The following is a 13,329-nucleotide window of genomic DNA, read 5'->3' on the forward strand; positions in this document are numbered from 1 at the left end:
CTTCTAGCGTGCGACCGACTTTAGGAGCCCCTCCGGACCGGATCAACCGAATTAATCAGAGGGCCGGGGCCGGGGGAGAACAGCCGGAACCTGACGTCCCGGCCGTATGGACTTGCCGTGGCCGGAACTTATTTCCGGAAGTCGGGTGTGGGCTGCGTCACGTTCGCGTTGAATGATCTGACGTGCGGTACATGCAGTACATGCGGCGGACGCGTCCTGTTGGGGGTGCCGGATGAGTGGTTCCCGGATCGAGGCAGCCAGTGCGCTGGGGCCCGATGAGCCCGAGCCCGGTGGGGAGTCGGGGGCGGGAGGGGTTCCTGGTCCCGGTGCTCCGCGCGGGGCTCCCGACGGCGCCGGTGGTTCCGACGGCGCCGGTGGTTCCGACGGCGCCGGTGGGTCCGGTGACCCGGGCAGTGCGGGGTCCGATCTGCTGGCGGCCCTGCTGGACGGGATGGACGCCGCGCTCTGCGCGTTCGACGCGGACGGGGTGGTCACGCACTGGAACCGCGAGGCCGAGCGGATTCTCGGCTGGTCCGCCGACGAGGCCGTCGGGCGTACCGGCTTCGCGGGCTGGGCGGTACGGGCCGCGGACGCCGGTGAGGTACAGGAACGGCTGATGGCGGCGATGGACCGGCCGGGCCGCCAGGTCCACGAGTTCGCGCTGCTGCGCAAGGACGGCGGGCGGGTGCTCGTACGGACCCAGTCCTCCGGGGTGCGCGGCCCGGACGGCACACCGGCCGGGGTGTACTGCGCGTTCAGCGAGGTCCATGCGCAGATCGATCTGGAACGGGCGATCGCGCTCAGCGAGGCCATGTTCGACGACGCGTCCTGGGGGGTCGTCCTGGTCGATGTCGATCTGCGGCCGACCGTCGTCAATGCCCATGCCGCGCGGGCGCTTTCGACGGGGCGCACCACGCTGCTCGGGCGCCCGCTGGGTGACCTGATCGTGCAGGGCGCCGATGAGCTGGAGGGCGCGCTCCAGCACGTACTCGCGGAAGGGGCGCTTTCCGCGCCCGCCGAGATGTGGGTGACGCTGCGTACGGCGGAGGGCGAGCGGCGGCGCTGCTGGCGCAGCGGGTTCGTGCGGCTGGCCTCACCGCTTGCGGAGGAGCCGGTCCCGCTCGGGGTCGGCTGGCTGTTCCGCGACATCACCGCGGCCAAGCAGGCCGAGCAGGAGGCCAGCCGGCTCCGCTTCCGGGGCACCCAGCTGCACCGCGCATCGCGGACGGCCGCCGAGTGCGAGGACCCGATGGAGGCGGCGACTTCGTATCTGGACTTCGCCCTGGCCGGGTTCGCCGACCATGCGCTGATCGATGTGTCCGCCGATATATCCGCTGACCTGTCAGCTGACCTGTCAGCTGACATATCCGGTGGCATGTCTGGTGACGGGTTTGCCCGTTCCTCCGGTTCCCCGGCATCGGCCGAGCGGCTTGTACGGGTGGCCGAGACGCCGTCCGGAGGGGCGTCCGGGCCGTGTCTGCCGGTGGCGGGTGCCGTCCTGCCGGTGCGCTACCGGGCGGGCCATCCGGCGCTCCAGGCGGTGGCCAGGACCGGAGCGGTACGCACCAGCGCGGCGGCCGCACCACGGTCAGCTCCGCCTTCTGCTCCGGCTCCGGCTTCTGCTTCTGCTTCGGCCTCTGCTTCGGCGGAGGGGGCAGCCAGGGACGCGGCCGCCGTGTGGGCGTCGGAGCGGCAGTGGCCGCCGGGCACCGTGCACGCGCTGTGCACGGTGCTGCGGAGCCGGGGGAGGACGCTGGGGGTCGTGACGTTCCTGCGCGGAGCGAGCCGCCTCGCCTTCGAACGGCCCGACGCGGTGTACGCGGAGAGCGTCGCCGTACGGGTGGCTTCCGCCATCGACCTCGCGCGGGCGCTGGGGCGTCATCAGGCCTGATCCCTCCCGATCCAGCCTGATCCCTCCCGATCCAGCGTGATCCCTCCCGATCCAGCCTGATCAGGCGTGATCAGGCGTGATCAGGCCTGATCCAAACGGAAGGCCCCGGCCTCGCTCAGCCTGCCACCGGCTCCTGGGCGAGCCGCCGGGCCGCCAGCTCCGCGTACACCGCGGCACCGTCCGCCAGGACCGCGTCGTCGAACTCGGCGAGCGGGGAATGGTTGTTGGCGCTGCGTTCCGGGTCGGCACCGGCCGGCGGGGCACCCAGCGTGAGCATCGCGCCGGGGACCTCGGCCAGCACCCGGGAGAAGTCCTCCGAGCCGTGCAGCGGCTGCCGCAGCGCCGCATAGCGTTCCTCGCCCAGCGCGTCACGCACCACATCGGCCACGAAGTCCGCCTCGGCGTGGTCGTTGACGGTCACCGGATACAGCTCGGCGAAGTCCGCGTCCACGCCCACCCCGAACGCTGCCGCGATGCCACGGCACACCTCGACCGAGCCGTCCTTGATCCGCGCCTGCGCCTGGGGCGAGAAGCTTCGTACCGTCGCCTCGAAGACCGCCGTGTCGGGAATGACGTTCTGCTTGGTCCCGGCGTGGAAGGAACCGACCGTGAGGATCACCGGGTCGAAGACGTCGAAGGTACGGGTGATCCACACCTGAAGGGCGCTGACCATCGAACACGCCGCCTGGACCGGGTCCTTGGCGCGGTGCGGCATCGAACCGTGCCCGCCCTCGCCGCGTACGGTCACCCGCAGCACATTGGAGGCGGCCAGTGCCGGACCGCCGCGGGTGCCGAAGACGCCGCTCGGCAGCCCCGCCGACATCACATGGATCGCGTACGCCGCGTCCGGCCGCCGGCCGGACGTCTCCAGCAGCCCCTCGGCGAGCATGTGCCGGGCCCCGTCGAAGCCCTCCTCGCCCGGCTGGAACATGAACAGCACATCGCCCGCCAGCCGGTCCCGGTGCGCGCTGAGCAGCTTGGCGGCGCCGGTGAGCATGGTGGTGTGCAGATCGTGGCCGCAGGCGTGCATCCGGCCGGTGTCCGCCGCGAAGTCCAGACCGGTCCGCTCGGCGACGGGCAGTGCGTCCATGTCGCCGCGCAGCAGCACCGTCGGGCCCGGCTGCGCGCCGTGCAGCACCGCAGTCACCGAGCTCAGCCCGTCGCCCGTCCGCACTTCAAGGGGCAGACCGTCCAGCTCGGCCAGTACCGCTTCCTGGGTACGGGGCAGCTCCAGCCCCACTTCGGGGATGCGGTGCAGCGAGCGGCGCAACCGTACGAGGTCGTCGGACAGGGCACGGGCGTCGTCACGCAGGTTCATGGAAGCTCCTTCGGAGGGGAGGGGAGGGGAGGGGAGGGGAGGGGAGGGGAGGGGAGGCGACGGAGATGCGTTGACGGAGAAGCGCGGCGGGGTCAGCCGGTGGTGGGGCCGCTGCGCTCCGGGAAGCGGATCAGGAGTGTGCCCAGGAGGGAGACGGCCGCTGCGCCGGCGGCCCACCAGGGCACCATCGTCAAGTGGCCCGCCCTGCCCATCGCCTGGGCCAGCAGCGGGAACGTACCGCCGAAGAGGCCGGTGGCCACCGTGTACGGCACACCCATCGCCACCACCCGCACCGGCACCGGGAACAGCTGCGCGAACAGCACGTTCGTCAGGCCGATCGGCGCCGCGATCAGCAGCAGATAGACGATCGTGACCACCCACATCGGCAGCGCCCGGTGCGCCAGCGCCACCATCAGCGGCACCGTCGCCAGGGCCAGCAGCGCCAGGCCCGTACGCAGCGTGCGCAGCGGCCCCAGCCGGTCGGCGAGCTTGCCGACGCCGACCATCGCCGCGATCAGCAGGAGCAGCGGCAGCAGCATCGACGCCGACGACTCGGTGTCCGATGCGACGCCCAACTGCTGGGCGTACTGCGGGAGGTACGTCGTTCCGAAGTAGTAGCCGATGGTCGCGCCGACGCTGATCAGGAAGACGGCGGCGATGTTGCGGGCACTTGCGCGGTACAGGGCGCGGCGCCCGGCCGCCGTACTGCCGGGTCCGGCCGCCGCGGCCTGCTCGGCGAACTCCTCGCTCTCCTCGGCGCTGCGCCGGATCCACAGGGCCAGCAGTCCGAGCCCGGCCGCCACCAGGAAGCCGATGCGCCAGCCGCCGCCGCTCACCCCGTCCTTGCCGAGAGTGGCCAGCAGCAGCGTCAGGACACCGAAGGACAGGATGTTGCCGATGACGACACCGGAGTAGGAGATCGAGCTGTAGAGGAAGCGCAGCCGGCGAGGCGCGGTCTCGGTGACGTATGCGGCGGCACTCGGGTTCTCGCCGCCCATCGACACGCCCTGGACCAGCCGCAGCAGTACCAGCAGCACCGGCGCCGCTGCCCCGGCCACGCCGGCCGTCGGCAGGATCGCGATCAGCACGCTCGCCGCCGAGATGACCGCCATGCTCAGCGTCAGCCCGAAGCGGCGCCCGCGCGAATCGCTGATCCGGCCCATGACGTACGAACCGAAGGGCCTGACGACGAAGCCGACCGCGAAGCCCAGATAGGCGCCGATCAGGGCGGTCGCCGGATCGTCGCCGGGGAACAGCTGGGTGGCGAAGAACGGTGCCAGGACGGCGTAGATCGTCCAGTCGAAGGACTCGACCACGCCGCCTACGGTGGCGGCCAGCAGCGCCTTGCGCCCGGCCGCACCGGCCCGCCGCCCCTCACTCCGCGCCGCGGTGTCCGTCGTGGGCGCGTCCGTCGCGCCGGTGATTGCGGTGGTGCTGGTGCTGGTGCTGGTGCTGGTGCTGGTGCTGGTGGCCGTGGTGGTGCCCGTGCTGGTGGCCGTACACCGGCCTGTGCCGCGGCCGTCGCCCGCCGCGCTGTCTGCAACCGCTGAAGTCATCGCCAACCTCTTCCCGATGGGCCCGGTGAATCCGGTGTCCGGCGGTGCCTGGATGGGACGACATGCTGCTCAGTGCCGCTGCCGAGGAAAACGGAATACGCTGGGAACGCAGGAAAGCCTCAGCAAGGCGGGCGCCATGCAGGAATCCGATGTCATCTCGGGACTCGACGCGCAGCTGGTGCATGCGCTGCAAATCGCGCCGCGCGCGTCCTGGCAGACCCTCGCCCCGGTCCTCGGCATCGACCCGGTCACCGCCGCCCGCCGCTGGAAGGGGCTGCGGAGCGCGGGTCTTGCCTGGGTCACCGGCTATCCGGGCCGCCGTCTCATCGAGCGGCTGTGCACCGCCTTCGTCGAGGTCGACTGCCGGGCGGGCAGCGTCGAATCCGTCGCCGACACCCTCGTCGCGCTGCCGCAGGTCGCCACCGTCGAGCACATGGCAGGCGGACGCGACCTGCTCATCACGGTCTTCGTCCCCGGGCTCGGCGAGCTCTCCGAGCTGCTGCTGCGCCGGATCGCCGCGCTGCCCGGCGTCACCTCCACCCGCGCCTCCATCGGCACCCGTCTCTACGGCGAGGGCAGCCGGTGGCGGCTGCGCGCGCTGACCACGCAGCAGAGCGAACGCCTGCGCCTCACCTCCCCGCCCCCGCGCACCGGCTCATCGGCGGGGCTCGACGGACCTGACCGCTCGCTGCTGCCGGAACTGTCCCGCAACGGCCGCGAGAGCGCCGTGGAACTGGGCCGGGCCGTCGGGCTCAGCGCCCCCACCGTCCGCCGCCGGGTGGGCCGGCTGGTCACCGACCACGATCTGGCGCTGCGCTGCGAGGTGGCCCGCGAGCTGACCGAGTGGCCGGTGTCGGCGACGCTGTGGGCCGGCATCCCGGCGGACCGGCTGCCGGAGGCGGTCCGTGTCCTGCTCACCCTTCCCGAGGTACGGCTGTGCGCGTCGGTGACCGGGCCGCAGAACCTGCTGTTCACGGTCTGGCTGCACTCCATCCAGGATGTACAGCGGCTGGAGACCCAGCTCGGCGAGCGGCTGCCGCAGCTCCGGCTCAGGGACCGGTCGATCGTGCTGCGGCAGACCAAGCTGATGGGCCGCCTGCTGGACGGCAGGGGACGGGCGGCGGGCGCGGTACCGGTCGATCCTTGGGCGCCGGTGACGCCGGTGCCGCCGGTGACTCCTGTTACGCCTGTTACGCCTGTTACGCCTGTTACGCCTGTTACGCCTGCGACGTCTCCTGGACGATGAGGTTGCCGTGCGCGTCCAGCCGGGCCAGTTCGCCGGTGCGGTAGAAGCCGTCAGAGGTGAAGGCGCGGGCGTTGTGAGCGTCAGCCTTGTAGTAGCCGCGGAAGGTGTGCGGGCCACGGGCCAGCAGTTCCCCGGGCTGCCCGGTCTCTCCTTCCTGCGCTGCACGCCCTGTCTGCCCGGCGGGCGCGTCGATGCGGATCTCGTCGGCGGGCGACACGGGCCGCCCCCGCGTACCCAGGACGGTGTCCTCCGCGTCGTCGAGGCGGGTGGCGGACAGGAGCACTTCGGCCATGCCGTACACCTGCTGGATCCGGCAGCCGAACCCGGGCGGCAGGCGTTCCGCCGGCGCGTGGTGCAGCGGTGCTCCCCCGATCTGCATCACTCGCAGACTCGACAGATCCTCCGTCGCGGCGGGCAGGGCGTCCCGCCACTGCGCGGCGATGCCCGGTGTCAGGGACGTGAACGTCACGCGTTCGCGTTCGATGGCGCGGAAGGCCTCCGCGGGTCCCGGGTTCTCGATCAGGACGACGGTCCCTCCGGCGGCGAGAGTGCCGACGATGCCGGGGCAGCCGAAGGCGAAGTTGGACTCCGCCGGCAGAGTCGCCAGATACACGTCCTCCCGGGAGAGCCCGAGGAGTTCGCCGGTGGCGCGGGTCTGGTACGCGTAGTCGTCATGGGTACGAGGGATCAGCTCGGGCCGTACGGCCGTCCCGGCGGACAGCGGGGAGCCGGGCGGCGGGGAGCCGGGCGGCGGGGAACCGGACGGCGGGGAACCGGACGGCGGGGAACCGGACGGCGGGGTGTCGGCCAGCGGGGAACCGGCCAGCGGGGAACCGGCCACCAGGAAGAAGGCCACCGACCCGGCGTCGAGCGGCGGGTCGGGCTCCGGCGGGGCGTCGATGGAGCTCAGCGGGAAGGATAGGCACCCGTCCGACGACACGGAGAATCCGCCGGCCGGCGTACCGGTCCCGGACCAGGTGAAGACGCGCCGCAGGAAGGGGAATTCGGCTGAGATCCGCGCAGCCATCCCGGCGTGGTCGAAACCGCCGTAGGACGTGGGACCGACATAGCCGACAGCCCCGGTCGTACGGACGAGATGGCCGATCTCGGCAGCACGGTGAGCGACGGGGGCGAACACCGGGATCGCCCCGGTGCGGAAGAGCGCGAACACCGTCACGACGAACTCGGGCACATTCGGCAGTTGCACCACCACCCGGTTTCCCGGACGGATGCCGCGCAGCCGGAGACCGGCGGCCGTGCGGTCCACCCGCCGGTTCAGCTGCGCGTACGTCATGCGGCTGTCCCCGTGCACCAGGGCGGTCCGCTTGCCCTGTTCACGCGCCGGGTCCCGCAGCAGATCGCCGAACGTGCGGCCCTGCCAGTACCCGGCCCGCCGGTAGCGTGCCGCTTCCTCCTCGGGCCAGGGGGTGAAGCCGTCCAGCATCTTCCTGTCCTCCTGCGGGCGCGGGTGCGGTGATCCCGACGGGCGGACACTCCACAGTCCCGTGATTCCGTAGGTCCACGGTCCCGTTCCAGGAGGTCGGCCAAGCGCCGCGGCCTGCCGGCCCACCGTCGGTCTCGGCGCGAACCTATGGCCGAAACGCGGTGCACTCAATGAGAGTTCCGGTTGATATGTACGCAACTCGGCTGGACGAAACCACAGTTACGGGTTCCCTCAGTTCTGGTAGAAGATCCGGTCGCCGTACTCCGCCAGCACGCGGCCGTTCCACTCGGGCCCGCCGTCGACGTTGCCCGAGCGCAGCAGCGGTGGCTCGATGCCGCGGCGGGCCAGTTCGCCTGCCGCCGAGGCCATCATCGCCTGCATCAGCGCGCTGGTGACGACGGTCGACGCGGGCGCGAAGGGTGCCTCGACGCCCTCGGCGGTGAGCTCCGCGTCGCCCACCGCGATCCGGCTGTCCAGCACGATGTCGCAGTGGTCCTTGAGGTACGTACCGGAGGAGTGCCGTGACGAGGTCTCCTTCGTGTACGCCACCGATGTCACGCCGATGACCTTGAGGCCCAGGGCGCGGGCGCTCATCGCCATCTCCACCGGGAGCGCGTTGCGCCCGGAGAGCGAGATGATCACGAGTACGTCGCCTGCCGCCGCGGGACTGGAGTCGAGCACGGCGCTCGCGAGACCGCTGACCCGCTCCAGGGCGGAGCCGAGCGTGGCCGGCCTGACGTCGACGCCGAGGGTGCCGGGCACGCCGAGCAGGTTCATCAGCGCGAGGCCGCCCGCGCGGTAGACCACGTCCTGAGCGGCGAGCGAGGAGTGGCCCGCGCCGAAGGCGAAGAGGCGGCCGCCCGCCTGCACGGTGTCGGCTATCGCGGAGCCGGCCGCCGTCACGTTCTGTGACTCCTCGTCCCGTACCCGCCGCAGCAGACCGATCGCGGCGTCGAAGAACTCGCCCGCAAGGCCGCTGCTCCCGCTGTTCTCGCTGCTCATGCGCATCACGGTGCGGTCCGTACCAGGGCAGTGTCAATACCGCCCGCGTCCTGTGCGGGCCGGTTGTCGGAGGTATGCGTCAGAATTGGATGAGGGCCATAGCGGTAGCGGAACATAGGGGCACGTATGAGTGGGCTGATCGACACTACGGAGATGTACCTCCGCACCATCCTTGAGCTGGAGGAGGAAGGTGTGATTCCCATGCGGGCCCGGATCGCGGAGCGGCTCGACCAGAGCGGCCCGACGGTCAGCCAGACCGTGGCGCGCATGGAGCGTGACGGCCTGGTGGCCGTCGCGAGCGACCGGCATCTGGAGCTGACGGAGGAGGGCCGCAGGCTGGCGACGCGCGTCATGCGCAAGCACCGGCTGGCCGAGTGCCTCCTCGTCGACGTGATCGGCCTGGAGTGGGAGCAGGTGCACGCGGAGGCGTGCCGCTGGGAGCACGTGATGAGCGAGGCGGTGGAGCGGCGGGTGCTTGATCTGCTGCGTCACCCCACGGAGTCGCCGTACGGCAATCCGATCCCGGGCTTGGAGGAGCTGGGCGAGAAGGCCGAGGCGGATCCCTTCCTCGACGAGGGCCTGCTGAGCCTGGCCGAGCTGGATCCGGGCCCCGACGGGAAGAACGTGGTGGTGCGCCGGATCGGCGAGCCCATCCAGACCGACGCCCAGCTGATGTACACGCTGCGTCGCGCGGGGGTGCAGCCCGGCTCGGTGGTGAGTGTCACGGAGTCGGCCGGCGGGGTCCTGGTGGGCAGCGGCGGTGAGGCGGCCGAGCTCAACCCCGAGGTGGCTTCGCACGTCTTTGTGGCCAAGCAGTAGCCAGAGCGGCAGCAAGAGCGGTAGCAGTATCGGTAGCAGGAGCAGCAGTAGAGCTGGAGCCGGGGTCCGCCCGGCGCCGGGCGGGCGGCTGCGGCCGGCCCGCGCAATGGTGCGGGAACGGCCCCGGCCGTACGTAACCCGTGCGAGGCTGAGGCCCTAGACCTGACGACGGTGCCGGGTCCGGACCTGATGCGGTCCGATGCGGCCCGCCCGTCCGGTACGGAGGGGAGCAGGTGTATGCGTCGGTCGCGGACTCACCAGGTCCCACAGCGGGGCTCGCGCCGAGTGGTCCTCCAGCGGGGCTCGCGCCGAGTGGTCGCACAGCGGGCATCGCGCGGAGTGGTGGTCCCGCACCCGGTCCCGTGCCGGGCGGCTCACGCAGAGGGCCCCGGCGCTCGGAAGCGCCGGGGCCTGACCTCCCCGCGCCGACCTGGAGCCCCGAGCTCTCAAGGTCGGCCTGGCCGGACCCTCATCCCCGAGTGGTCCGCCCCCCGCACGAAATCTCCCCCGGGCAGCAACCCTCAACCCTTGGGGGTTGTCACTCGAAGGTGGGGTGTTGAGCGAGGGAAGCGCATTTTCGAATGCGAGTTCGATAGCCTGTGTGGTGCGACACCGATCTACTGAAGCGACACGGATTACCACTGAGCGGCCTGCGAGCAGGTGCGGACCGACCACCCGGGGACTGAAGGGGGTGCCAGAACATGGTGCAACGCATCGACGTGACCGGACCCGACGGCGTACGCCTTGCTGCCTGGGAGTTCGGCGACCCGCCCAAGGAGACCGACGGGGACGCCGAGCGCCTGCCCGGCGTCTTACTGCTGCACGGGCTGATGGGCCGCGCCTCGCACTGGGCCTCCACCGCCCGCTGGCTCTCCGAGCGGCACCGCGCGGTCGCCCTCGACCAGCGCGGCCACGGCCGTAGCGACAAGCCCGCCGAAGGCCCGTACACCCGGGACGCCTACGTGGCCGACGCGGAGGCCGCGATCATTCAGCTGGACCTCGCTCCCGTTACGCTCATCGGCCACTCGATGGGCGCCCTCACCGCCTGGCAGCTCGCGGCCAAACGGCCGGACCTGGTCCGGGCCGTGATCATCTGCGATATGCGGGCCTCCGCCCTGGGGATAGCCTCCCAGCGCGAATGGGAGGACTGGTTCACGTCCTGGCCCGTCCCCTTCGCGACGCTCGCCGACGTACGGAAGTGGTTCGGCGAGGACGACCCGTGGGTGGAGCGCCCGAATCCGTCCCGGGGTGAGTTCTTCGCCGAGGTGATGGCGGAGAGCGCCGACGGCTGGCGGCCGGTCTTCTCCCGCCGCCAGATGCTGAGGTCCCGCGAGACCTGGGTCTTCGACGCGCACTGGGAGGAGCTGGCGCAGGTGCAGTGCCCGGCGCTGGTGGTCCGCGGTCTGGACGGCGAGCTGGGCCGGGCGGAGTCGCAGGAGATGGTCCGGGTGCTGCCCCGCGGTGAGTACGCGGAAGTGGCCGACGCGGCCCATCTGATCCACTACGACCAGCCCGAGGCGTGGCGCGCGGCGATAGAACCGTTCCTGGACGCGGTGCTCGCGCAGTAGCGAGGGGCGGGGGGCGGAGGCCGGCTCCTCCCTGCCCCACAGCTCACCCCTTGCTGACCGCCAGCAGGATCTCCGGCAGCCGGCCGGCCGCCTGGGGTGCGGCCGCCCGCAGGCCGGCCCAGGCCGCCGCCGCCCCGTACACCGCGCCCAGCGGCAGCAGGATCCACAGATACGGCTCATGACCCGTGACATGCAGGGCGATCAGCAGGGCGATCACCGGCGAGCAGAGCAGCGCCGCCGAGACCATGCCGCCGAAGATCGAGATCCAGGCGAGCCCCGCCTGCCCCGGGGCGACGTTCTTGTGGGCGTTGTCCTGCGGGATCGAGTACGGGAAGCGGGCCGAGGTCACGGCGCCCGTCCCCAGCATCGCGCCGAGCAGGGCGAACGCCAGCCCCATGGCCTCGGGCAGTGCGCCCCAGTCGCCGAGCAGCCCGGCGGTGACCACCGTGACCAGCGCGGTGTACGGGACGGTGATCAGGGCGAGCGCCAGGGCGCGCGACCGCAGTTCGGCGAACGCGTCCCGGGGCGACGAGATGGTCTGCGCGACCATCCAGAACGCCGAGGTGTCCTGGCCGAACTGGTTGTACATCTGGATGCCGAGCATCCCCGCGGCGAAGCACGAGAAGTAGATGGAACCGCTGCCCTGCACCGCGTTGAGCAGCGGCACGATCAGCCCGATCGCGAGCGAGGCGATCCACGCGGCCTTGGTCTTCGGGTCGCGCCAGATGTAGCGCAGGGTCCGGAGCATCACCGTGCCCGTACGGCCCTCGGGCAGCAGCCGCGAGAAGCCCCCCGCCGACTCCTTGCGGTTCGGCCCGGCCGCCGCGAGTGTCGAGCCGTCCGGCGAGGTCATCAGCCGGACCAGGGTGCGCCGCCAGGCGCTGAGCATGATCACCAGGAAGGCGGCGGCGATGGCGAGTTGGGCCACGGCCGCTCCGTACGAGCCGGCGCTCGCCGAGTCGACGGCGCCGATCGCGGAGGCCGGCGGCAGCCACCGCACCACGTCCCCGGTCGGGTCGAGCGCGGAAAGCCCGCCGGCCCTGCCGAGCCGCTGGGCGCCGAAGTTGACCGCCTGAATGCCGATGGCGATCACCAGACCGCTCAGTACGGCGAGGTCGCGGCCCTTGCGCGAGGTGAGCAGCCGGACGTTGGCCGCGGCCACCGCCCGCGCCAGCGCCACACAGACCAGCACGGTCAGCGGAACGGCGATGACGGCGGCCACCGCTGCCGCCGCGTTCGTCGCCACGGCGAAGGCGGAACCGGCCGCCAGGCAGAGCGTGAACAGCGGTCCGATGCCCACCAGCGAAGCGGCCAGCAGGGCCCGTACGAGCGGTTCCGGGCGCAGCGGCAGCATCACCAGACGGCTCGGGTCCAGCGTCTCGTCCCCGCCGGGGAAGAACAGCGGCATCGCCGCCCACCCCACCGCGAGGACGAGCGTGAGGATGACGGTCAGGGTGCCCGCGTGCGCATGGCCGTGCAGCAGGACGAGGCCGAGGAGCAGCAGCGCGGCGAAGAACAGGGAGACGGCGACCGACGCGATGTACGCGGCCCTGCGGCCCGACGACTGGCGCAGGCCGTTGCGGAGCAGGGAGAGCTTCAGCCGGATGAAGACGGAGGTGAGGGAGGGGGCGGGCAGCCGGGCGTCCGGGGCGGTGGCGGTCGGCGCGGTCATCGCGGGCTCCCGCCCAGCCAGTCGAGACTCTCCCCGGCGTGCCTGCCCTGCGCGCCGACCAGTTCGAGGAACGCCTCCTGGAGGGAGGGTGCGGTTCCGCGTACCTCGGCGAGCGGGCCCTGCGCGCGGATCCGGCCGCCCGCCATCACCGCCACCCAGTCGCAGAGCGACTCGACCAGCTCCATCACATGGCTGGAGAAGACGACCGTCGCGCCGGAGTGGGTGTAGCGCTCCAGCACGCCGCGGATCGTCTGCGCGGAGACCGGGTCGACGCCCTCGAACGGCTCGTCCAGGAAGAGCACTTCGGGGTTGTGCAGCAGCGCGGCGGCCAGCCCGATCTTCTTGCGCATCCCGGTCGAGTAGTCGACCACCAGCTTGTGCTGGGCGCCTGCCAGGTCGAGTACGTCCAGGAGCTGGGTGGCCCGTTTGTCGACCTCGGGGCCGGGCAGTCCGCGCAGCCGTCCGCTGTACGCGAGGAGTTCACGCCCCGACAGCCGCTCGAACAGCCGCAGCCCCTCCGGCAGTACGCCGATCCGCGACTTGACCGCGACGGGATCCTGCCAGACGTCGTGGCCCGCAACTTCGACGGTGCCCTGGTCGGGCCTGAGCAGGCCCGTCACCATGGAGAGGGTGGTGGTCTTGCCCGCGCCGTTGGGGCCGACCAGGCCGATGAACTGGCCTGCGGGCAGATCGAGATCGATCCCGGCGACCGCGATCTGCTCCCCGAACCGCTTCCACAGTCCCTTTACCCGTACGGCTGCCTGGTCCGGCATGGTGCAGCGCCTTTCGGAGTCCCAGCTCTTGCGCCCACCA

The 13,329-nt window shown here is 71.8% G+C and carries 10 protein-coding genes; 4 read left to right on the forward strand and 6 right to left on the reverse strand.

Annotation, left to right across the window (positions count from 1 at the left end; all coding sequences use genetic code 11):
- The first annotated feature begins 451 nt into the window (after positions 1 to 451).
- A complete protein-coding gene (locus OG385_RS18605) occupies positions 452 to 1,891 on the forward strand; it encodes a PAS domain-containing protein (protein WP_266860981.1) in 1,440 nt (479 codons plus the stop codon).
- Positions 1,892 to 2,006: 115 nt separating this feature from the next.
- Here the strand turns inward: OG385_RS18605 and OG385_RS18610 are convergent, their stop codons facing one another.
- Complete coding sequence (locus OG385_RS18610; RefSeq protein WP_266855775.1) at positions 2,007 to 3,209, reverse strand: M20 family metallopeptidase; 1,203 nt, start codon at positions 3,207 to 3,209, stop codon at positions 2,007 to 2,009.
- Positions 3,210 to 3,301: 92 nt separating this feature from the next.
- Positions 3,302 to 4,765, reverse strand: a complete 1,464-nt coding sequence (locus OG385_RS18615) for an MFS transporter (protein ID WP_266855776.1) — start codon at positions 4,763 to 4,765, stop codon at positions 3,302 to 3,304.
- A gap of 136 nt (positions 4,766 to 4,901) precedes the next feature.
- Between OG385_RS18615 and OG385_RS18620 the strand changes: the two genes are divergently transcribed.
- On the forward strand, positions 4,902 to 6,011 hold the full coding sequence (locus OG385_RS18620) for an Lrp/AsnC family transcriptional regulator (RefSeq protein WP_266855778.1): 1,110 nt from the start codon (positions 4,902 to 4,904) through the stop codon (positions 6,009 to 6,011).
- Here OG385_RS18620 and OG385_RS18625 read toward each other — a convergent pair.
- Together OG385_RS18625 and OG385_RS18630 are read right to left on the reverse strand one after the other, a co-directional pair.
- A complete protein-coding gene (locus OG385_RS18625) occupies positions 5,983 to 7,455 on the reverse strand; it encodes a (2,3-dihydroxybenzoyl)adenylate synthase (RefSeq protein ID WP_266855780.1) in 1,473 nt (490 codons plus the stop codon). The two genes, OG385_RS18620 and OG385_RS18625, sit on opposite strands and share 29 nt — an antisense overlap.
- A gap of 231 nt (positions 7,456 to 7,686) precedes the next feature.
- Complete coding sequence (locus OG385_RS18630) at positions 7,687 to 8,457, reverse strand: SIS domain-containing protein (RefSeq protein WP_266855782.1); 771 nt, start codon at positions 8,455 to 8,457, stop codon at positions 7,687 to 7,689.
- A 126-nt stretch (positions 8,458 to 8,583) separates the two neighbouring features.
- On the opposite strand from OG385_RS18630, the gene OG385_RS18635 reads away from it, so the two are divergent.
- A complete protein-coding gene (locus OG385_RS18635; RefSeq protein ID WP_266855784.1) occupies positions 8,584 to 9,276 on the forward strand; it encodes a metal-dependent transcriptional regulator in 693 nt (230 codons plus the stop codon).
- Positions 9,277 to 9,977: 701 nt separating this feature from the next.
- The gene (locus tag OG385_RS18640) at positions 9,978 to 10,844 is read left to right on the forward strand and encodes an alpha/beta fold hydrolase (protein WP_266855785.1); all 867 of its coding nucleotides are present in this window, start codon (positions 9,978 to 9,980) and stop codon (positions 10,842 to 10,844) included.
- Positions 10,845 to 10,887: 43 nt separating this feature from the next.
- On the opposite strand, the gene OG385_RS18645 is transcribed toward OG385_RS18640, so the two are convergent.
- Positions 10,888 to 12,516 (reverse strand): transporter, encoded by a 1,629-nt coding sequence (locus OG385_RS18645; protein ID WP_266855787.1) that lies wholly within the window; start codon positions 12,514 to 12,516, stop codon positions 10,888 to 10,890.
- Positions 12,513 to 13,289, reverse strand: a complete 777-nt coding sequence (locus OG385_RS18650; RefSeq protein ID WP_266855789.1) for an ABC transporter ATP-binding protein — start codon at positions 13,287 to 13,289, stop codon at positions 12,513 to 12,515. The genes OG385_RS18645 and OG385_RS18650 overlap by 4 nt, the downstream gene beginning before the upstream one ends.
- Positions 13,290 to 13,329 lie beyond the last annotated feature (40 nt).

The sequence above is a fragment of the Streptomyces sp. NBC_01306 genome, assembly GCF_026340465.1.
Taxonomy (GTDB): Bacteria; Actinomycetota; Actinomycetes; order Streptomycetales; family Streptomycetaceae; genus Streptomyces.

Coding starts and splice junctions, on each gene's coding strand:
- OG385_RS18605 (WP_266860981.1), top strand. CDS start 452: ATGGACGCCGCGCTCTGCGCGTTCGACGCGGACGGGGTGGTCACGCAC.
- OG385_RS18610 (WP_266855775.1), bottom strand. CDS start 3,209: ATGAACCTGCGTGACGACGCCCGTGCCCTGTCCGACGACCTCGTACGG.
- OG385_RS18615 (WP_266855776.1), bottom strand. CDS start 4,765: ATGACTTCAGCGGTTGCAGACAGCGCGGCGGGCGACGGCCGCGGCACA.
- OG385_RS18620 (WP_266855778.1), top strand. CDS start 4,902: ATGCAGGAATCCGATGTCATCTCGGGACTCGACGCGCAGCTGGTGCAT.
- OG385_RS18625 (WP_266855780.1), bottom strand. CDS start 7,455: ATGCTGGACGGCTTCACCCCCTGGCCCGAGGAGGAAGCGGCACGCTAC.
- OG385_RS18630 (WP_266855782.1), bottom strand. CDS start 8,457: ATGAGCAGCGAGAACAGCGGGAGCAGCGGCCTTGCGGGCGAGTTCTTC.
- OG385_RS18635 (WP_266855784.1), top strand. CDS start 8,584: ATGAGTGGGCTGATCGACACTACGGAGATGTACCTCCGCACCATCCTT.
- OG385_RS18640 (WP_266855785.1), top strand. CDS start 9,978: ATGGTGCAACGCATCGACGTGACCGGACCCGACGGCGTACGCCTTGCT.
- OG385_RS18645 (WP_266855787.1), bottom strand. CDS start 12,516: ATGACCGCGCCGACCGCCACCGCCCCGGACGCCCGGCTGCCCGCCCCC.
- OG385_RS18650 (WP_266855789.1), bottom strand. CDS start 13,289: ATGCCGGACCAGGCAGCCGTACGGGTAAAGGGACTGTGGAAGCGGTTC.